This is a genomic window from Streptomyces sediminimaris, from assembly GCF_047049295.1.
Classification (GTDB): domain Bacteria; phylum Actinomycetota; class Actinomycetes; order Streptomycetales; family Streptomycetaceae; genus Streptomyces; species Streptomyces sediminimaris.
In genome coordinates this window covers 281,769-302,090 of sequence record NZ_JBJWOT010000002.1, presented here as the reverse complement: position 1 = coordinate 302,090, position 20,322 = coordinate 281,769, and the positions used below count along the sequence as shown (strand labels likewise).

Below are 20,322 nucleotides of genomic sequence, written 5' to 3'. Positions count from 1 at the left end.
GCCGAGGCGGACGAGCCGGCCGCAGGCCGTCAGGATGGGCCAGGTCCGGCGTGGTCACCGTGCCTGGCCCCGCCCGTCAGCTCTGCAGGCGCCAGTGCTGATTCGCGCCGCCCGTGCAGGTCCACAGCTGGACCTTCGTCCCGTTGCCGGTTCCCTGACCGTTGGCATCCAGGCACAGACCCGACTGCGCCGCTGTGATCGTGCCGTCGGAACTGATGTTCCACTGCTGGTCCGCCTGGCCGCTGCAGTCCCAGATCGCCGCCGGGGTGCCACTGCCGGCGGACTGGCCGACGCCCAGACACTTGTTGCCGTAGACGACCAGTTGCTTCCCGCTGGAGTAGGTCCACCGCTGGTTGGCGCCGCCGTTGCAGTCCCACAGTTGCGCCTGGGTGCCGTTGGCGGTCGCGAAGTTGTTGATGTCGAGGCAGCGCCCCGACTGCTGGCCGATGATCTCCTGGTCGCCGGTGGGTGGCGGAGGCGGCGACTGGCCGGAACCGAACTGTGTGAAGAACTGCCACACCGCCGCCGACGTCCAGGTGCGCCAGCCGTCACCGGTGGATCCGTCTATCGGACCGGGATCGTGGCCCGCTCCGTCGAACGCGGCCCACACGACGGGGTATCCGGACCTGCAGCCGGAGTAGGTGGTGATGATGTGCGTCAGACTGCCGTAGGCCGGCTCGGGCGGGTTCTGCGGGGTGCAGCCGTTCGCCCGCACGAAGGTGTCGCGCAGTTGCCGTCCCAAGGAGATGGGCAGCACGTTGTCCCTGAGTCCGTGCAGTCCCATGTAGGCGATGGGCTGGTTGCCGCCGTTGCAGCCGCTGAGGTTGGCGCCGGAGTAGACCGCGACGGCGCGGAAGACGCTCGCCCGGGAGCAGGCGAGGGCATAGGACATCGCAGCGCCGTAGCTGAAGCCGGCGGAGAACAGCTGGGTGGTGTCGACGCACAGGCCTGATTCGATCCGGCTGACCATGGCGTCGACGAAAGCCACGTCCTGGCCGCCGGAGTTGGCCCAGCCGTTGCCGATGCCCTGCGGGGCGACGAAGATCGTGCCGTTGTTCGCGCTGTCCGCCAGGCGCCGCAGACCGTAGTAGGACCAGTTGTATCCGTCGGTGCCACCGGAGTCGACGTCGCCCGCGGTGCCGCCACGCCAGTGGAAGCCGAAGATCAGCCGGTAGGGGCGGTTGCTGTCGTAGCCCGCGGGGACGCGCAGGATGTAACTGCGGGTCTGGCCGCCGCTCTGGATCGTGTGGGTGCCGCTCGTCAGCGTCGGGGCCTTGCCGCAGCCGGCGGTGCCCGCGGTGGCGGCCGTGGCCGGCCTGGCGGCGCCGAGGCCGGTGCCGAACGAGGTGCCGGCTGCCGACAGGACGAGAAGTATCGCAGCCGCGATGGACGTTAAGAGTGGTCTGCGTTTCATGCGCTCCTTCTTCCGTGGTCGAGGAGGGGCTTCGGTCGTGCCGGCGGTTCACACGCCGGTGATGGTCCATGCGTTGTTGGTGCTGGAGTTCGGCGTCCACATCACCGTGGTCGAGCCGACCGTCGTGCTGCCGCTGCCGTCGAGCGCGGTGCCGGTGCCGCGGTTGACGATCTGGTAGCGGTTGTTCCCGAGGCTGCTCAGCGACCACTGCTGGTTGTTGCCGCCGTTCCACGCCGCCTGCCGGGCGGGAGCGCCGTTGGCGGCATCGCCCCAGCTGTCGGCGGCCATGCCGTTGGTGCGGTTCATGATGCGGTGGTAGCCGTTGCCGAGGTCGATCAGCTGCCACTGCAGGTTGGCGCTGCCGTCGTAGTTCCACTGCTTGAGGTTCGAGCCGGAGGCGACGTCGCCCCCGCTGTCGAGGACCAGCCCGCTGGTCACGTTGGCGATCTTCACCCAGGTCGTGGAGCCGCCCGGTGCGCCCAGGACGGGGATCTCGCCGGAGAAGGTGAGCTTGACCGTGTACGCCAGGGCACTGAACGGCGGGTTCGACGACGGCATCGTCAGGTGCAGGCCGGAGGCGTCCTGGGTCGGTGCGGGCAGGTCGACGTAGGTGCCGGCGGCGTTGTTCAGCAGCTGTGCGCCGGTCAGGCTGCTGAGGTTGATCTGGTTGGAGTTCAGCGTGGTGACGGTCATGGTCGCGCCCTGCCACCCCAGCGCGGTGGCGTACAGGACCTTGTTGTCCTGGCTGCGGGTGAAGCGGACGTCCTGCGGTTTGCCGACCACCGGTCCGCTGAAGGAGCCTCCGCCCATCTTGGTGGGGCCCTCGCCGTAGCTGGCCCAGGAGCGGGTGCCGTAGACCGCCTCCCCGAAGCGCCCGAGCCAGTCGCCCATGCCGAGCAGGATGGACTGCTGTCCGGAGGGAATCGTGCCGTCGGCCATCGGGGCGATGTTCAGCAGCATGGTGCCGCCCTTGCTGACCCGGTCGATCAGCGAGTGCAGCAGGGCCTGCGTCGAGTAGTAGCCGATGCCCACCGTGTAGCACCAGCTGGAGGAGGAGATGCTGTCGTCGGTCAGCCAGTAGGGGGTGAGCAATCCTGCCGGGCCGCCGCGCTCGAAGTCGAAGACCTCGCCCTTGTTGTCGAGCCCGTCCTTGTAGGTCGCGACCACGTCCTTGTTCCAGGCGACGGCCTGGTTGTAGTAGTGCGCGAGGAACTGCAGCCGGTAGGACTCCTGCACCAGGTTCAGGTCGAAGTCCTGCCAGAGCAGGTCGGGCCGGTAGCCGTCGATGACCTCGACGAGCTTGTCGTACCAGAGCTTGTTCTCCGCCGCCGGGCCCTGCTGTCCGTACAGGACGCGCAGGGCGGGGTCGGACTGGGACGGTACGTGGTCGTAGTAGCCGTTGAAGTGGTAGGCGTGGTGGAGGGAGGCCATGAACTTCAGGCCCTGTCCGCGGATGGCCTGGGCGTGCAGGGCGACGAGGTCCAGTCCGGGGCCGTGCCGTACGGAGTTCCACGGGTTGGCGCGGCTGTTCCACATGGAGAAGCCGTCGTGGTGTTCGGCGACCGGGCCGGCGAATCTGGCGCCCGCGGCCTTGAACAGCCGCGCCCAGGCGCCCGGGTCCCAATTACCGCCCTGAGACGGGAGTTTGGGGGCGAACTGCACGAAGTTGCCCGACTTGTCGCGGGCTCCGTCGATGAAGTTGTGGTACGGCCATACCGAGGGGTCGCCGTAGGTGGCGATGTGGTGCTTGTTCTCGTTCGAGCCGCCGATGTACATGTTGCGCGGATACCACTCGTTGCCGAACGCGGGGACGCTGAAGACTCCCCAGTGGTAGTAGATGCCGAACTTGGCGTCCTGGAACCAGGCCGGGGCCGGGGGGTGCTGGTCCACGGAGGACCAGCTGGCGCTGTAGCTCGCGGGGCCGTCGGTCGCGGCGGCCTGGGGGGCGAACCGCAGCAGGCCGAAGGCCGTGGCGGCGCCGGTCGCCGCGAGCAGGCGGCGCCGGCTGATCGGGTGGGGGGAAGGAGTCATGTCGGGGTTCCTCAGAATCGGTTGAGGGGGTGGGCGGTCTCGGCCGGCACCGGTCACTCACGGGTCCACTTCTGATTGCTGCCGCCGTTGCACGTCCACAGCTCCAGCAGGGTGCCGTTGGCCGTTCCCGCACCGGTGGCGTCCAGGCACAGACCGGACTGGGCGCCGGTGATCGTGCCGTCGGCGTTGAGCGTCCACTTCTGGTTGCTGCCGCCGGTGCAGCCGTAGATGTCCACCTTGGTACCGGGACTGGTGCCACTGCCCGCCGCATCCAGGCAGGCGTTGCCGTAGACCCGCAGTTCACCGGCCGGTGTGCTCGTCCACTGCTGGTTGCCGCCGCCGTTGCAGTCCCACAGCTCCACCTGGGTGCCGTTGGTCTGCGACTGGTTCGGGACGTCCACGCACCGGCCTGAGCCGACCCCGACGATCGCGCCGGTCGTACCGCCGCCGCTCCCGCCGCTGCCGGGAGTGAGCGACAGGTTGTCGAACTGCGCCGTCTCGCCCTGGCCGGTCGCGTAGCCGACCTGTCCGCCGGCCCAGGTGCGGTCGTTGGCGGAGCCGACCGTGGATCCGTCGATGACGGCGCTGATGGTGGTGCCGGAGAAGGTGAGCGCGAGGGTGTGCCATCGGTTGGTGCCCAGCGCCGTGGTCGTGCCGCGGGCCAGAGTCGAGACGTTGCCGTTGGTGCCGGAGTTCAGGATCGACCAGGCCCCGGTGTCACTCACCCGCAGGTGGTAGGCGTTCAGCCCGCCGGTGCTGCTGTAGTCCTGGCCGTTCGCGCGGCCGATCAGCTCGGCGTATCCCGGCTGTTCGAGCAGTACGTCGGAGGAGACGGTGTAGTTGCTCCAGCCCACGTCGCCGAGCAAGGCGTGCGGATCCGACAGGGCGTCCCAGGTGATCGGTTTCTGCGGACTCATCTGGCGCACGCACTTGCCGGCGCGACCGCCGCCGCACGCCGTCACCTCGAAGGCGCCCTGCCAGTCCATGAGGTACTTGGCCTCGGTGCCGGTGGCGTAACCGTCGAAGGTGTCGCTGTACGGCAGGCTCATGGCACCCTGGGCGGGGCCGGTGGCGGTGCCCTTGCCCTGCCCGTTCGTGGTGGTCAGGGTGTAGACGCGATGGGGTTGCAGGGTCAGGCTGAAGCCGCCGCCGGACGGGGTGATGTCCGCGGAGTGCACGAAGTAGTCGGCCGCGTTGCCGGAGTCGACGTCGGTCGACCAGACATGGACGGTTCCGGTGGACAGCCCTCCGGTGACGCGGAAGTTCAGCGTCTGGGCGCTGCCGGCGTCCATCGTCTCGATGACGGTGGAGTAGTCGGAGTTGTCGGGGGACTTCAGCGAGACGTAGCTCCCGTTGGTCCGGTTGCCGCCGATGTAGCCGCTGGAGGAGTCGAGGTAGTGCCAGCCCGGGGCGGTGAACTGGCTGGTGTGCGCCATGACCCAGGTGTTCTTGCCGATCGCGTAGTGGCCGGACCACGGCTGTGAGGCCAGGGCGAGACCCATGGTGGGGTACGGCAGGTTCGGTGTGATCGCCGCGACCACCGGCCAGTTGAGATACGCGGTCATCCGGCCGTCGATGTATCCGCGGTTGATGCCGCGGGCCATGGCGGCTGCTCCCCCGTTGTAGTCGTCCGAGCCGTTCTCGCTGGCCCACAGGGGCTTGCCGGACGAGGTGGCGGCGGACGGCACGGAGCAGCTGGACTGGGAGGAGCGGTAACCGCACGGGTAGTGCGTGCCGATGACGCTCACCGCGGCGCCGAACGCCGGGTCGGAGTTGACGTCGCCCGCCACGGACCAGTCCGAGTCGGCCGCGACGATCTTGACTTTGCCGTAGCCGTTGGAGTTGAGCGCGCTGCGCAGTTGCTCGTACCAGGAGACGTTGTAGCCTCGCTCGTTCCATCCGCCGAGGTAGTCGATGGTGAGCCCGTGCTGTTTGGCGCAGCCCAGCCATGAGACCAGGTAGTTGATCATGTCGGTGGACCAGAAGTTCCCGCCGCCGATCCATCCCGGAGCGCCCCAGGCGAGCCCGTAGAGCTTGATGTCCGGGTTGCGGGCCTTGGCCTGCTCCATGAGCCACCATTCGTAGCCCCGGTCGCAGTTCAGGTCGGAGCGGGTGTGCTGGTGGCTCGGCTCGGCGCCGGAGGTGGAGTTGGTGTCCCCGCCGATCTCGGCCTTGAGGATCTGCAGGGAGGCTCCGTAGCCGGGCTTGAAGAGGTAGTCGAGGATCTGGCCGCGCTGGGGCTCGGGATAGTCGATGAGGAGTCTGCTGTTGCCGCCTCCCCCGCTGATCGCGCCGACGCCGTCGAAGGTCCGTCCCCCGGACGCGCCGTTGATGGTGATCGAGGTGGCGGCGTGGGCCGGGGCCGCGACGGTGCCGACAAGGCCGCCGATGGCCAGGAGGAGGCCCGTGAGCACGGCCGTCGAGGCGCGCATGCGCCGCAGCAGCCGTCTGAATGCTGACACGGTGGGGGTTCCTTTCGCAGGTCGGTGGGGTCCGCGTCGGGTGCGGTATCAGCGGGCGAGGAAGTCCTGGTTGGTGCCCGGCGCGTTCTTGCACTGCCACTGGTCCAGTTGCTGTCCGGCGGTGCCGGCGGCGCGGTAGACGTCCAGGCACAGGCCGCTGTTGCGGTTCTGGAAGGCGTACGAGCCGTCGGACTGGCGCACGGGCAGCCACAGGGCGTTGGCGGCCGTGCCGGGCGCCTGCTGGACGATGTCCGGGGTGCCCGCCGCCGTGGAACCGCCGGCGACCGCCACGTCCTGGCCGGAGTGCTGGGCGCGCAGTTCGCCGTAGCCGCCCGAGGCCGGTACGAACTGGAACTGCTGGTTGCCCTGCCCGTTGCAGGTCCACTGGTCGACCACGGCGCCCGCGGCGGTGGAGTTGCCGTACACGTCCAGGCACAGGTCGTCGCCGGCGACGACGAGCTGGTGGTAGCCGTCCGGGAAGTCCGTGCCGCCGGAGGAGGCCGGGGTGAGGTAGACGGCGAACGCGTCGTGGGTGCCCTGGAAAGTGAACGGCACGGTGAGCGAGCCGCCCGAGGCGCTCACGTTCTGGTCGTACACGGTCTGCGGCGCACCCAGCGGTGCCTGGTCCGGGATGCGGTGCACGGTGACGTGGACGCTGCCCGCGTTCGTCAGCCAGGGCACGGAGGACAGCCCGTCGAAGGTCACGGAGGCGGCGCCGGTGGACCCGTTGGAATCGCCGACGAGCGCCACCACGCGTTTGCCGGCGGCGTCCTCGGAGGCGGCGATGGCCGTGGAGCCGACCTGCCCGGAGGTGTCGACGAGGGTTCCCGTCATGTCGGCGTAGTCCCGAAGCGCCCACCAGTTGCCGGTCGGCTGCCAGGTGCCCCCGCTCCGGGTGAGCACCCCCGTCAGGTTCGGGGTGACGCAGCACACCCAGTTGCCGCGCATCGCGTTGGTGTACCCGGACTGCGCGAACCGGGCCAGGTACCAGGCCGTCACGCCGGCCGTCTGCCGGTCGGCGGGCTGGTACTCGTTCGAGGACAGCGGCAGCGGGCCGATGCCTGCCGCGCTGAGGGAGTTGCGCAGGCTCTGGGCGACGGTGACGGGGTCGTCCACGTCGCCCTCGTTGTGGTTGGTGATCATGTCGGGCACGGTCCCGGCCGCCTTCACGTGCGCGAGCCAGGTATGCCACTCCCCGGGGCTGCGCTGCGGGGTGAAGGCGAGGGAGGGCCCCACGATCTGCGCCCCCGGGGCGATGCGCCGGATCTCCCGGTAGGCGGTGTCCCACATCTGGAAGTACTGGGCACTGTTGACACCCCGGGTCCAGAACACGGAGATGTCCGGCTCGTTCCAGATGTCGTAGGAGAACGTGAGCCCCGAAGCCTGCAGGGCTCCCACCGTGGAGTCGATGAAGCTGATCCAGTTGGAGCAGTCGCCGTTGTCGCACGGGTACCTGGTGTTCGACGGCTGGCCGCCGTTGGCGCCGTAGATGTCGCTGACCAGCACCTGGTACTGCGCGTGGTAGGGCGGCCGGGTGAGCCGCCGGGCCTGCGCGGTGATCGAGTCGAGGTCGGCCCGGGTCGCCGGCCCGTACTGGTAGCCGTCCTTGATCCAGCCGCCGGAGAACCACCCGCCGCCGCGGAACGCGTTGATGCCCAGCGGCTGGAGGAACTGGTCGGCGGGCTGAGCGCCGTCCTGGCTGACGCCGTAGAGGAACCCTTCCCCCACGCCGGTCGACGGACCCCGGGTCGAGGCCAGGTCGACGCTCAGCGACGGTCCCGAGGCGGCCCGGCTCGGGGCCGTCGTCAGCAGCGCCAGCACGAGCGCCAGCACGAAGCCGCTCACCAGCGCCGCAACGCCGGGTCTCGCTCTCATCCTCATCCTCATCCGATCCTCCTGAGTCGGGGCGGCGGCGGGACGCCACCGCGCCCGGATCCGGGCGCGGTGGCTCAACGGGTCAGCTCAGCGTCCATTTCTGGTTGGACTGGCCGTTGCAGGTCCACAGCTGCACCGGGGTTCCGTTGGCGGTGGCGGCGCCCGACACGTCCAGGCACAGCCCGGACTGGGTGCCGGTGACGCTGCCGTCGGCGTTGAGCGTCCATTGCTGGTTGCTCTGGCCGTTGCAGGTCCAGGTGATGACCTTCGTGCCGGGGCTGGTGCCCTGCCCGGAGGCGTCCAGGCACAGGCGGCTTCCTCCGAGGGAGACGGTCAGCTCACCGGTGGAGCTCTGCGACCAGGTCTGGTTGGCCGCACCCGAGCAGTCCCGGATCTGCGTCTGCGTGCCCGGCGTCGTGGCGGAGCCCGGCACCTCCAGGCACTTGCCCGCGCCCACGGCGTGCAGTGCACCGGTGGTGCCGCCTCCGCCGCCCGAGGTCCCGTAGCCGGCGGCGGTGATACTGGCCTGGACGGCGTTCTCGGTGGCGTCGGAGGGATAGCCCGCCGTCATCGCGCCTTCGAAGAACTCGCCTTGTCCCGAAGGACTGTTGTCGCCGCCGGTGCCGAGCAGGACGGAGCTGTCGACCTTCATCGGGGAGTAGCCGTTGGGCAGCGGACCGGAGAAGGTGGTGGTCAGGCCCCCGCCCGCGCCGTTGCCGTACTTGAGGGTGAAGTTGGTGGTGCCGTTGTTCTTCAGCCACGCACTGACGAACGGGTGGTGCACGCCCTGGTTGTTCGGGTCCTTGTTGGAGCCGGTGTTGGTGTGGAACATGCCGTTCTCCAGGTCGGCCTCGACCCATGGGCCGCTGCCGGTGCAGTTCTTGAACCAGCAGGCGTTGCCCCAGTAGATGGCGTTCATGGTGGCGTTGCCGGTGTCGGTGTGGGAGTTCTCGCCGCTGCCGTAGTCGAAGCAGCACCACTGGTTGGTGTAGTTCGACGAGGTCACCATGTAGATGCCTTCGGGCTGGGAGCCGGTGGCGACGCCGCTCGCGTGATCGATGCGGTAGCCGACGCCTGGGGTGACCTTGACGCCGAAGACCTGGTGTCCGGCCGCGGTCACCGGCAGGGCCATGGCGTCCGCTCCCACGTCCGCTCCGTTGGGGCCGGGGCCCTTCCAGTAGCCGCCCCAGGAGATCGGCAGGTCGTTGTGGCGGGTGGTCTGGTCGTAGATCTTCGTGATCGTGCACGACGTGCCCGCGCAGAACGAGACCTGGGACGCGGCGTCGGCGTAGCCGCCCGCGGCGAGCACGCCGATGTCCCGGTGGGCGTGGTCGGAGGCCCGCTGGATCTGGTACAGCGGCCCGTTGTACGCCGCGAAGAGAGCCCTGGTCGTGGAGTGCGCCGTCACGCACGGCGTTCCGCCGGAGGCGTAGATGTCGCACGGCAGCGACGCGTCGGCCGCGGGCGCGGGGGCAGCCTCGTGAGCGGTGGTGCTCGCGCCGGTCCACGGGGACGTGGCGAACGCGGGTGTGCCCAGTACGGCCAGGGCCATCGCCAGGGCGATCAGGAACGCGGCCGGGAATCGCCTTCGCCGGCGGTCGGTTGGTGATCCGGGCAAGGAGTCCTCCTCTGTTGCGGTGCAGCCGTACGGCGGCAGCGAGGCCGCCGGTGCCGAGGGGCGGGGGGAGTCAGCCCAGCGTCCACTGCTGACCGCTGCTGCCGTTGCAGGTCCACAGCTCGGCGAGGGTTCCGTCAGCCGTGGCCCCGCCGGTGACGTCCAGGCACAGACCGGACTGGACGCCGGTGATCGTGCCGTCGGAGTTCAGCGTCCACTGCTGGTTCCGCTGGCCGTTGCACGGCCAGATCTCCACCTTCGTCCCCGGGGTGGTCTGGTTGTCGTAGGCGTCCAGGCAGGTCTGGGAGCTGCCGGAGTAGACGGTGAGCTGGCCGGCCGCGGTGCGGGTCCAGGTCTGGTTGGCGCCGCCGTTGCAGCTCCAGATCTCCACCTGGGTGCCGGCGGTCGTTGCCGAGTTGGGTACGTCCAGGCACTTGCCCGACCCGACGGCGTGCAGCGGGCCGGTCACGCCGGTGGAACCGCCGCTGGTGCCGCCCGCGACCCGGTACATCACCGTGCCGTGCGCCGGCACCGAGGCACTGATGGTGCCGGAGGTGCCGGAGGATGCGCCCGACCACAGGTCGGTGAGGGTGTAGGAGGGCGCCCCGGTCTTCCCGATCGCGGCCGCGGTGGTGGTGATGGTCGCCGTGGAGCCCGTCTCGTTGAACAACGCGACCGACACGTCCCCGTTCGCGAGCGGCTTCGCCAGCACGTCCAGGCCGCCGGCGGAGGACACCATCGTGCCCTGCTTGCCGAGGGCGTCCTGGTCGACCGCGATCACCCGGGAGTTGGTCAGCGTGGAGAGGGTGGCGGCGCTGGCCTGGGGGATGTTGGTGCCGGCGATGAGCGGCGCGGCCATCTCCGCCCAGAGACTGAACTCGCTGCGGTTCTCGGTGCCCGTCATCGAACCGTTGCCGACCTCCAGCATGTCCGGGTCGTTCCAGTGGCCGGGTCCGGCGTAGGAGGCCAGTCCGACGTTGCTGTGGAAGATCGACAGCATGCTGGAGAAGCTCGGGCTGATGTCCCCCGTGGTGCGCCAGCTGTTGCCCACGTCCGCGCCCCAGGTCCAGACGTTCTCCTGGCCCCAGTTGCACAGGCTGAACAGGATCGGCCGGCCGGTGGCCGCCAGGGCGTCCCGCATCGCGGTGTACCGGGTGCGTGCCGGCACGCCGGTGTTGTTGCAGTTGTCGTACTTCAGGTAGTCGACGCCCCACGACGCGAACGACTGCGCGTCCGTGCGCTCGTGGCCGAGGCTGCCCGGGTATCCCGCACAGGTGGCGGTGCCCGCGTCCTCGTAGATCCCCAGCTTCAGGCCCAGCGAGTGCACGTAGTCGGCGGTGCCCTTGATGCCGTCGGGGAACTTCGCCGGATCGGGCACCAGGTGGCCGCCGGAGTCACGGTTGCGGGTCATCCAGCAGTCGTCGATGTTGACGTACGAATAGCCCGCCGCCTGCATGCCGTTGGTGTGCATCGCCCGGGCGGTGGACTTGATCAGCGACTCGGAGACGTTGCAGCCGTACGCGTTCCAGTCGTTGAAGCCCATCTGCGGGGTCGGCGCGAGTCCGTTGCCGAGCGCGGCGGCGGGCTGTGCCGCGCCGAGGGCGAACAGGGGTGCGGCCACGGCGAGCAGCACCGCCGAGAGGGTGAGTGCCAGGGTTCTGCGCAGAGACGGCCGTGGGGGCAGTGAGGTGGTCGTGGGCATAGGTCATCGGCTCCTGGAGCGGGTCGGGGAAAGGGGCGGCCGTTCAGCGATAGCCGGCGGCCGTGATGTCGGCCTGCACCGCGTTGTCGGTCGCGTCGGAGGGATAGCCTGCGACGATGGCTCCCTCGTAGAAGGTGCCGGCGCTCAGGTTGGCGCCGCCGCCGGGCTTGCAGCAGTCGCCGCCGCTGCCCAGCACGATGGCCCCTTGCTTCTTCATGGGGCTGTATCCGCCGGGCAGCGCGCCGTCCCAGAGGGTGGTCAGGCCCCCCGACTGGGCGCTGCCGCCCTTGAGGGCCAACCTCGAGGTGCCGTTGTTCTTCAGCATCGCGGTGACGAACCTGTTGGCGAACGCCCGCTGGTTGGGGTTCCAGGACTGGCTGCCGCCGGAATACAGCCCCCATTCGAGGTCGGCCTGCACCCAGGGACCGCTTCCCGAACAGCCGCCGAACCAGCACTCGGTACCGAAGTTGATCGCGTCCATCGCCCCGGCGGCGTCGGCCTTCCTCGTCGTCTCGCTGTTGCCGTAGTCGAAGCAGCAGCCGCCGTTGACGTGGGTGCCGCTGGTCACCATGTACGCCCCTTCGGGTGCCGCACCGGTCGGCACGCCCGTCAGGTGGCCGTCGCGCCAGTAGCTGTTGCCCGGGTTGATGTACAGCGAGTACGCCTTGGTGCCGCCGGCGGTCAGCGACTCGGAGGTCGCCTTCGCGGGGCTGCTCTGACTCGAGCCCGGGACCTGGGCCGAGCCCTGGTACCACAGATCGTTGCCGTGTCCGGACTGGTCGCGGACGACCGTGATCACACAACTGGTGCCCGCGCAGAAGCTGTCCTGGGCCGCGGCGTCGGCGAAGCCGCCGGGTGCCAGTACGCCGATGTCGCGGGTGGCGTTGTCCGAGGCGCGCCTGACCTGGTACAGGGAGCCGTCGTACGAACCGTAGAGGGCGCGCACCGTGCTGTGCGCGGCGACGCACGGGGTACCGCCCGCGGCGTAGATGTCGCACGGCCTTGACCCATCGGGCGGGGGCGGGGCCGTCGACGTGGTCCACTTCTGGTTGCTCTGGCCGTTGCAGGTCCACAGGATGACCGCGGTGCCGTTGGCCGTGCCCGCCCCGCTGACGTCCAGGCAGAAGCCGGACGGGGTATCGGTGAAGGACCCGTCGGAGTTGTGTCGCCACACCTGGGTGGCCCGCCCGTCGCACGGGCGGATGACCGCGGGGGCTCCGGGGGCCGTCCGGCTGTCGTAGGCGTCCACGCAACGGGTGCCGTTCATCGTCCTCAGCTCACCCGCCGAGGTCGCTTCGAACGCCTGGTTGGCCTGGCCGTTGCAGTCCCAGATGTCCAACGTGGTGCCGGACGTGTCGACGTTTCCCTTGACGTCCAGGCACCGGCCCGACGCCGAACTCGTCAGGGGCGCCGCGGTCGCCGGCGCGGACCATGTCGGCCCGGCCGCCAGCAGCATGGCCAGCAGTCCCATCACGCACACGGCGGCGGCCGCCGGTAAGCGCGACGCACGAGCGGTGGGGCGACAAGGCGGAGCGGATGAAGGCTGCATTCTGTGTCCTCGCATATGCGGGGGGGTGGGGACGGAGAGTGCCGTGCCTGTCCGGGGGGGGTCGGAAGGGGTGTCGAGCGCTCCTGCCAGCGTGCCCGAGAGCACTCACAGGGAACACTCATACATCCCATGTCGCATAGTGATCCCACAGGCCCAACGCTCTGTCAATAGCGGCCTCTCAGCGAGCCACCTCCTGATACATCCCATGTCTAATGCCTGGTCAGACCGTTTGGGGGCATGCCGGAGCCCGCGCCCGGCGACGGCCGCCGTACCGGGCGCGGGTGTTCGCTGCGGGGTCCCTACCGGACCCCGATCACCTCACCCGAGGTTCCAGTGCTGATTGGCGCCGCCGTTGGAGTCCCAGATCTGGACGGGGCTGCCGTTGGCGGCCTGCCCGCCGGGAACCTCCAGCGCCCTGCCGGAAGCGACATTGGTCAGGGTGTACGAACCGTCGCCGTTCCGGCTCGCCTGCCAGTGCTGGTTCGCGCCGCCGTTGGAGTCCCAGATCTCCATCCGCGTGCCGTTGCCCGTCTGGCCACCCGGCTCGTCCAGAACCCGTCCGCTCGCGACATTCGTCAGCGTGTACGAACCATCGCCGTTCCGGCTCGCCCTCCACTGCTGGTTCGCACCGCCGTGGCCGTCCCAGACCTGTAGGGAGGTGCCGTTCGCCGTCTGCCCGCCCGGCACGTCCAGCACCCGGCCCGCGGCGACGTCGGTCAAGGAGTACACCGTGCCCGAGACGATGCCGCCCGGGCTTCCCCCACTGCCGCCCAGCGCGCTCAGGGCGGAGTCGTAGGCGGGCTTCTTGTTGCCTCCGCCGTCGAACAAGAGGGGGTTGTCCCCACTCCGCCAGGAGTCGCTGTCGCGGATGCCCCAGACGGTGATGCCGGTGCAGCGGGCGACGTTCATGCAGGCTTTGACGGTGTTCGCGTAGGCGGTGGCGGGTGCCTGCGCGATGTCGAGTTCGGTGATCTGCACGTCGACGCCGAGGGCGGCGAAGGTGGACAGGGTGGTCTGGAAGCTCGCCGGGGGGCCGCCGGTGCCGAAGTGGGACTGGAAGCCGACGCAGTCGATGGGGACGCCACGGGACTTGAAGTCGCGGACCATGGTGTAGACGCCCTGGGTCTTGGCGTCGGACCAGTTCTCGATGTTGTAGTCGTTGTAGCAGAGCTTGGCGGCGGGGTCGGCGGCGCGTGCGGTGCGGAAGGCCTCTTCGATGAAGCCGTTGCCGAGCACGTTCTGGAAGACGGAGCTGCGGTGCCGGCCGCTGCCGCCGTCGGCGAATGCCTCGTTGACCACGTCCCAGGCGTAGATCTTGCCCTTGAAGTGGTTCATCTCGGTGGTGATGTGGTTGTCCATCACGCTGCGCAGGGTGTTGGCGTCGGTGATGGAGCTGACCCAGCCGGGCAGTTGGGAGTGCCAGACCAGGGTGTGACCGCGCATCCGCTGTCCGTGGGCGGTGGCGTGGCCGACGATCTGGTCGGCGGGCCCGAAGTTGAACGAGCCGCGGGAGCGCTCGGTGGTGTCCCACTTCATCTCGTTCTCCGGGGTGATCATGTTGAATTCCCGGTCGAGGATCCTGGAGTACGTGGAGTCACCGAGCTTTCCGGCAGCCACCGCCGTACCGAAATAACGGCCGCTCTCGGCCGCTGCCGCGCCCAATGTGCCGGAAGCGGCGTGCGCGACGGGGCCGGCCGGGCCGGCGAGAGCCAGTGCCGTACCGGCTGTCAGCCCGGCGGCCAGGACCAGGACCTTGCGCAGACGGGGCTCTTCGTTGAGCCAGGACATGAAGGATCAGTCTCCTTGTGTGGGGGATGGGGCACCGGCCAGGAGCCGGTGCACCGGCCGGGCGGGGTCACTGGGCCGAGGCGACCGGCAGCGCGGTCCACCGCTGGTTCGGACCGCCGTTGCAGTCCCACAGGACCAGTTGCGTCCCGTCGGTGGTGGACGAGCCGGGGTCGTCGAGGCAGCGGCCGGAGGCGGGATTGCGGTAGCCCCCGTTGTACGCCTGCCACTGCTGGTTGCTGCCGCCGTTGCAGTCCCAGACCTCGATCTTCGTGCCGTTGGCGGTACCGCGGCCCGTCGCGTCGAGGCACTTGCCGAGCGCCCGCAGGCTGCCGTCGGAGGGCGCGGACCACTGCTGTGCGACGGAGCCGTTGCACGTCGCGATGTCCGCGGCGGTCCCGTTGGCGCTGCTGCCACCGCTGACGTCGAGGCACTTCCCCGCGACTCCGGAGCGCACCTCACCGCCGGCCGATGCCGGCGGCTTGAGCCAGCCGGCCGCGTCGGCGGCCTGGACCCCGGCGTTGAAGGCGTCCGCCATCTTGCGGAAGCCGTTGTCGTTGGGGTGCAGGGCGTCGGAGAGATCCGCGCCGGTCAGAGCACTCATGTCCACGAGCCGTACGTGCCTGCCGAGGGCCTGCTCGGCCTGGACGATGCCGGGGAGCTTGGCGTTGAACGCGGGACGTCCGGCCTCCTCGGTGCCGCTGGTGGAGACGATCACGGTGCCGACGAGGACGGTCGCGTCGGGGGCGTCGCGGGTGATCTGGTCGAGGAGCGCGCGGAGGCGGTCGGGGGCGGTCGGAACCTGGTAGTTGCCGTTCAGGTCATTGGTACCGATCTCCAGGGTGACCACGTTCGGGCGGTAACGGGCCAGTACGGAGTCGGCGATGCCGGCGATCTGGTCGATCCGCCACCCGGAGTGACCTTCGTTGTCCGGGTCGGACATGGTGCCGTTGCGGCCCGAGCCGACGAAGTCCAGGGTGTGCCCCTCGGCCGACAGCTGGTTCCACAGGAAACCGCGGTAGCTGTTCCCGGACGCGCTGCCGACGCCCCAGGTGATCGAGTCCCCCAACGGCATCAGCCGCAGGGAGGCGGGCGCCGCGGCGGCACGCTCGGCGGAGGGCGGCGCCGCGGTGGCGGTGGCGGACGCCGCGGGCGATGCGACGCCGACGGCGAGCGCGGCCATCGACGCGGCAGCCAGGGTTACGGGGCACTTCCTCATGAGCGTTCCTCACTGGTGCGGGACAGTGGGTGGGGGTGAACGAGCACACGAATCGGTCGGTCAGCGGGGAGTGAAGTCCTGGTTGCTGCCGGCTGTGTTCTTGCAGGGCCATTGGTCCAGCTGCTGGCCGGGGCTGCTCCTGCCGCCGTAGACGTCCAGGCACAGGCCGCTGTTCCGGTTCTGGAAGGAGTACGAGCCGTCCGACTGCCGCACCGGCAGCCACAGGGCGCCGGCCGCTCGGTCCGGGGCCTGCTGCACGATGTCGGGCGTGCCGGCGGCCGTCGAACCACCCGACACCGCGACCACCAGTCCGGAGCTCTGCGCCTGCAACTGGCCGTAACTCCCGGCGGCCGGCACGAACCGGAACTGCTGGTTGCCCTGGCCGTTGCAGGTCCACTGGTCGATCGCGGCGCCCGCGCTGCCGGAGTTGCCGTGCACGTCCAGACACAGGCTGTCGCTGGCGATCGCCAACTGGTGGTGACCGGCGGGGAATCCGCCTCCGCCGCCGGAGGACCGGACCCCCGCCTGCTGGATGACCTGCCGTGCACCCTGCGGCCAGTTGGTGCCGCCGACCTGGACGTTGCCGGTGAGGACGTTGTTGTGCGGAGGGCCCGTGGCCACGTATGTGTTGCCGCCGTTGTACCAGTTGCCGGAGAAGGTGCTGTCGTCGGTGTGGTTGTTCGCGTTGGCGTTGGTCAGCGCCCAGTTGCCGGCGTCCTGCACCACGTTGTTCGACACCGTCAGATAGCGGGAGCCCTCATCGAGGTACAGCGCGGTGGTGTGGTTGTTGTCGTACACGTAGTTCTCACTGATCACCGACCCGGGGCTCGCGGACAGGTTGTAGATGCTGCCCCCGTCGAACATCGCGTTCTTGGTGTCGTAGATCAGGTTGTGGGAGACGGTGTTGTTCTTCAGCGTCGTGGGAGTGCTGTAGACGGGCTGGTAGGCGTACGTGCCCCGGTTGACGTAGTCCTGGCTGCCGCCGGGATCGTTGACGCCCCAGCCCCAGCCGATGTCTATGCCGTCGTAGGGCAGGTGGTCGCACTGGTTGTGGGTGATCGTCGCGTTGGTGACGTAGGTGGACAGGATGGCGGCGGTCTCCTTGTAGTCGGTGCCCACCCCGCTGACCCTGTTGTCGCTGACGGTGATGTTCTGGTTGGTCATCTGCGGGTTGCCGGGGTGGTGCGCGTCCGGCTGGATCCCGCCGACCTGGATGCCGCTGCCGGCGATGTCGGTGAAGGTGTTGCCGGTGACGGTGATGCCGGTGGCGCCGAGCCCGGTGCCGGAGGCCGTGGCCACGCCGTCGTTGCCCACGCCCAGGCCGGCCTGCCCGAGTTCGGAGAACGTGTCGCCGGAGAACGTGATGCCGGTGGCGGCGGAGACCTGGACGGCCGCGGGCATCTGCGCCCAGTGGTTACGGGTGGCCTCGAACTGCTTGCAGCCCGACTTGCAGGTGCTCAGCCAGTTGGCGGGCATCGGGTAGTCACCGGTGATGTGCGCGCCGCTCTGCTGGTCCGCGTATCCGTCGGGTCCGCTCGGGCCGAGCCAGGAGCTTCCCGTGAACCGGATCCCGGTGAAGCCCAGACCCGCCACCGGTGAGCCGTAACTGCCGCTGACGCCCAGCAGGTTCTGCATCCTGGGCAGTTCGACGTCGAGGCTGTTCGGGTTCTGTCCCGGCCGGGCCCGGTAGTAGAGGTCGCCCGCCGACGCGTCGAGATACCACTGGCCGGCCTGCTGAAGGAACGCGTAGTTGTTCTCCAGGTACATCGTCCCGCCGGCGAAGGGCGCGTTGATGGTGTCGTAGCCCCAGGAGTTGTTGTTCCACGCGGGCTGCCGCATCGTGATGGTCCTGCCGCTGATCGACTGGACCGGCGCGTAGCGGTCGGTGAAGGAGTTGACGCTCTCGACTTCCATGTGGCTCTGGTCCGAGAGACCGGCCAGGTAGTCGAGGGAGGAGTCGGTGACGGTCAGACCGGACCGGGTGAAGCTGAAGGCGGAGCGGGACACCTGGATCGCCGCCCGCGGTGCCTCCTTGCCGTTGACGTAGAGCTGGCGCGTGTTCACGCCGGTGCCGGCATGGGCCGACCAGATGTTCTTCGTCTGGTCATGCACCTGCCAACCGGTGATCTGCTGGGCACCGGTCACGACCGGCTGCTGACCGGACGCGCCCTGGTAGGTGATGGTGTGGCCGTTCTGGCCTCCGTCGCCGGAGCCGAAGCTCAGCGGCTCGGACAACCGGTAGGTGCCGCCGGCCAGGTGGACCACGACGTCCGAATCGGCCGACAGCCGGTGCGCGGGCTGCCGCGCCTGGTCGATGGTGGCGAACGGCTGCCCGGCGCTGCCGTTCCCGCCGGGTGCCGCGTCCGCCGCCACGAACAGGTCGGCGACGCCCGCCTGGCCCTGTGCCGGTTCCGCGTACGCGACCCCGCCGGTCGCCGGGCTGCCGACCAGCAGGGCGAGCACAGCTGCGGGGACGGCCCACAGGCCGCGATGCGCTCTGGCTCTGGACATGGTCTCCTCCGGTGATGGCGCGTGTCGTCCTGTGCCGCGAGGCGTTGCGGCGCTTGTTCGCCGTGCGAATCACCTGCATGACGCACCCACCGGGGCCCGGTGTCCGCATCTGTGGTGAGAGTCCACGGCCGGCGGAGGGCCGGCCGCGGACCGGAGCCGTTCAGGTCAGCCGAGCTTCCATTGCTGGTTGGATCCGCCGTTGCACGACCAGAGTTCCGCCAGGGCGCCGTTGGCGGTGGAAGCGCCGGTGACGTCGAGGCACAGGCCGGACTGGACGCCGGTCACGGTGCCGTCCGAGTTCACCTGCCACTGCTGGTTGGCACCGCCGTTGCACGGCCAGGTCACCACCTTGGTACCCGCGGACGTCTGGTTGCCGTACGCGTCCAGGCACATCCGGCTGCTGCCGCTGTAGACCGTCAACTGCCCCGAGGAGGTGCGGGTCCAGGTCTGGTTGGCGCCACCGCTGCAGTCCCAGATCTGCAGCTGCGTACCGGCCGTGGTGGACGAGTTCGGCACGTCCAGGCACTTGCCCGCGCCCACCGCGTGCAGCGCGCCGGTACCTGTCCCGCCCCCCGAGGAGTTGCTGTATCCGGCCGCGGTGATGTTGGCCTGGACGGCGTTCTCCGTGGCGTTCGACGGGTAGCCGGAGGTCATCACGCCTTCGTAGAAGGTGCCTTGGGCGCCCTTGCTGTTGTCGCCGCCGGTGCCCAGGATGATGGCTCCCTGCTTGCGCATCGGGTTGTAGCCCGGGACGTTGGGACGCGGACCGTCGTAGAAGGTGGACAGGCCACCGGACTGCGCGTTGCCGCCGCGGATCGCCCAGTGGTTCGCCTCGCCCTTGATGATGGCGGTCGTGTAGCGGTAGTTGATGGTCGGGTCGCCCGCGTTGTAGTGCTGGTTGACGCCGGAGAACAGGCCGTTCTCCAGGTCGGCCATGATCCACGGACCGTTGCCGCTGCCGTAGCCCCAGACCTTGATGTTGCCGAAGTAGATGGCCTCCATGGTGCCGTTGCCGTCGTCGTTGCTGTCCGTCTCGGCGTTGCCGTAGTCGAAGCAGCAGCCGCCGTTGTAGTGCGTGCCGTCGAAGATCGCGTACATGCCCTCGGCGTTGTCCCCGGTCGCGATGCCGTTGGTGTGGTTGTTCCGGTAACCCGTGCCGGGTGCCACGAAGACGCCGTAGGCCTTGTGACCGCCCACCGTGGTGGGCGCGGCGGTCGCGTTCGCGAGGTTGTCGGGGCCGCCCGCGGCACCGCCGCCGGGTGCCTGGGTGAGGTTGTTGTTGCGGCCCGACTGGTCGTAGATGACCGTGATCACGCAGGTCGTCCCCGAGCAGAACGAGTCCTGTGCGGCGGCGTCGGCATACCCGCCCGCGCTCAGGACACCGATGTCACGGGTGGCGTTGTCCGAGGAGCGCCGGACCTGGTACAGCGGCCCGTTGTACGAGGTGTACAGCGCTCGTGTGGTGCTGTGCGCCGCCACACAGGGCGTACCGCCCGCCGCGTAGATGTCGCAGGGGCCGGATGTGGCGGCGCGGGCCGTGCCGGCCGTGGCCGTGGCGCCGGCCAGAGCGCCGGCGACGAGCGCGGCTGCCGCCCCGGCCCGGGCTAACGTCTTCCACCGGGAGCGGGCCCCTCCCGCCGACGCAGCCGGACGTGTCCGAGGCGGCCCGTTCCGGGGCCCGCCGCGATGGCGCACCGCCGCGAGCAACCGCTCGACGCCGCCGCGTCCGGGCAGCAGGCGGCGTCTTGTACGTGTGGTTCCCATCTGGACTCCCTACCGTGCCGGCGCATCCCGGTCGGGCTGCGGTGGTGGCGCTGACACATGCCGAAGCGCTTGAACGTGCCGTGGTGCAGTGGGATTGCAGAGAGGTATCGCGGGGAGACGGTGCTCCCGGTCCCACAGGACTGTCAAGGGCGGGGAGGACCTTCCTGCGAACCTTCGTACGGAATCGATTCGACTGCTGATTGCCGCGGTTCGCAAGCTCTCGGCAGCCACGAAAAGTTGCGATGCGGCAGCGCCTGACGGCGGTCCGGCCGTCTCCCCCGCGGGCGCAGCGGGCCCCGCGGGCGTGGCAGACGTCCCGGCGCCGGACTTCGGACGCCTCCCCATCCTGCCGGTGAACAGGCATGTTCTCACAGGGGCATTGATCACGCAGCGCC

General features: G+C 69.6%; 10 protein-coding genes and 1 pseudogene. All 11 read right to left on the bottom strand.

Going from position 1 to position 20,322, the window contains the following annotated elements:
• Positions 1-76: 76 nt before the first annotated feature.
• The 11 genes and pseudogenes from ACJ9NR_RS39280 to ACJ9NR_RS39230 all read right to left on the bottom strand — a co-directional run bounded on the left by ACJ9NR_RS39280 (position 77) and on the right by ACJ9NR_RS39230 (position 19,927).
• Positions 77-1,414 (bottom strand): ricin-type beta-trefoil lectin domain protein, encoded by a 1,338-nt coding sequence (locus tag ACJ9NR_RS39280; protein ID WP_412494416.1) that lies wholly within the window; start codon positions 1,412-1,414, stop codon positions 77-79.
• 48 nt (positions 1,415-1,462) lie between these two features.
• Positions 1,463-3,445, bottom strand: coding sequence for an alpha-L-fucosidase (locus tag ACJ9NR_RS39275; RefSeq protein WP_412494417.1), 1,983 nt, complete (start codon positions 3,443-3,445; stop codon positions 1,463-1,465).
• A gap of 53 nt (positions 3,446-3,498) precedes the next feature.
• Positions 3,499-5,907: a ricin-type beta-trefoil lectin domain protein gene (locus ACJ9NR_RS39270; RefSeq protein ID WP_412494418.1), complete on the bottom strand. Its 2,409-nt coding sequence runs from the start codon at positions 5,905-5,907 to the stop codon at positions 3,499-3,501.
• A 48-nt stretch (positions 5,908-5,955) separates the two neighbouring features.
• Positions 5,956-7,788, bottom strand: a complete 1,833-nt coding sequence (locus ACJ9NR_RS39265) for an RICIN domain-containing protein (protein ID WP_412494419.1) — start codon at positions 7,786-7,788, stop codon at positions 5,956-5,958.
• Positions 7,789-7,864: 76 nt separating this feature from the next.
• Positions 7,865-9,334 carry an arabinofuranosidase catalytic domain-containing protein gene (locus ACJ9NR_RS39260; protein WP_412494579.1) on the bottom strand — a complete coding sequence of 490 codons (1,470 nt, stop codon included), beginning with the start codon at positions 9,332-9,334 and terminating at the stop codon, positions 7,865-7,867.
• A gap of 136 nt (positions 9,335-9,470) precedes the next feature.
• Positions 9,471-11,099: a glycoside hydrolase family 27 protein gene (locus tag ACJ9NR_RS39255; protein WP_412494420.1), complete on the bottom strand. Its 1,629-nt coding sequence runs from the start codon at positions 11,097-11,099 to the stop codon at positions 9,471-9,473.
• A 43-nt stretch (positions 11,100-11,142) separates the two neighbouring features.
• Complete coding sequence (locus ACJ9NR_RS39250) at positions 11,143-12,570, bottom strand: arabinofuranosidase catalytic domain-containing protein (RefSeq protein ID WP_412494421.1); 1,428 nt, start codon at positions 12,568-12,570, stop codon at positions 11,143-11,145.
• Between the two features lie 405 nt (positions 12,571-12,975).
• Positions 12,976-14,436 (bottom strand): annotated as a pseudogene (locus tag ACJ9NR_RS39245) (glycoside hydrolase family 10 protein); the annotation flags it as partial.
• A 67-nt stretch (positions 14,437-14,503) separates the two neighbouring features.
• Positions 14,504-15,652 carry a ricin-type beta-trefoil lectin domain protein gene (locus ACJ9NR_RS39240; protein WP_412494422.1) on the bottom strand — a complete coding sequence of 383 codons (1,149 nt, stop codon included), beginning with the start codon at positions 15,650-15,652 and terminating at the stop codon, positions 14,504-14,506.
• Positions 15,653-15,712: 60 nt separating this feature from the next.
• Positions 15,713-18,163 carry an RICIN domain-containing protein gene (locus ACJ9NR_RS39235; RefSeq protein ID WP_412494423.1) on the bottom strand — a complete coding sequence of 817 codons (2,451 nt, stop codon included), beginning with the start codon at positions 18,161-18,163 and terminating at the stop codon, positions 15,713-15,715.
• Between the two features lie 165 nt (positions 18,164-18,328).
• A complete protein-coding gene (locus ACJ9NR_RS39230) occupies positions 18,329-19,927 on the bottom strand; it encodes an arabinofuranosidase catalytic domain-containing protein (protein WP_412494424.1) in 1,599 nt (532 codons plus the stop codon).
• Positions 19,928-20,322: the final 395 nt, after the last annotated feature.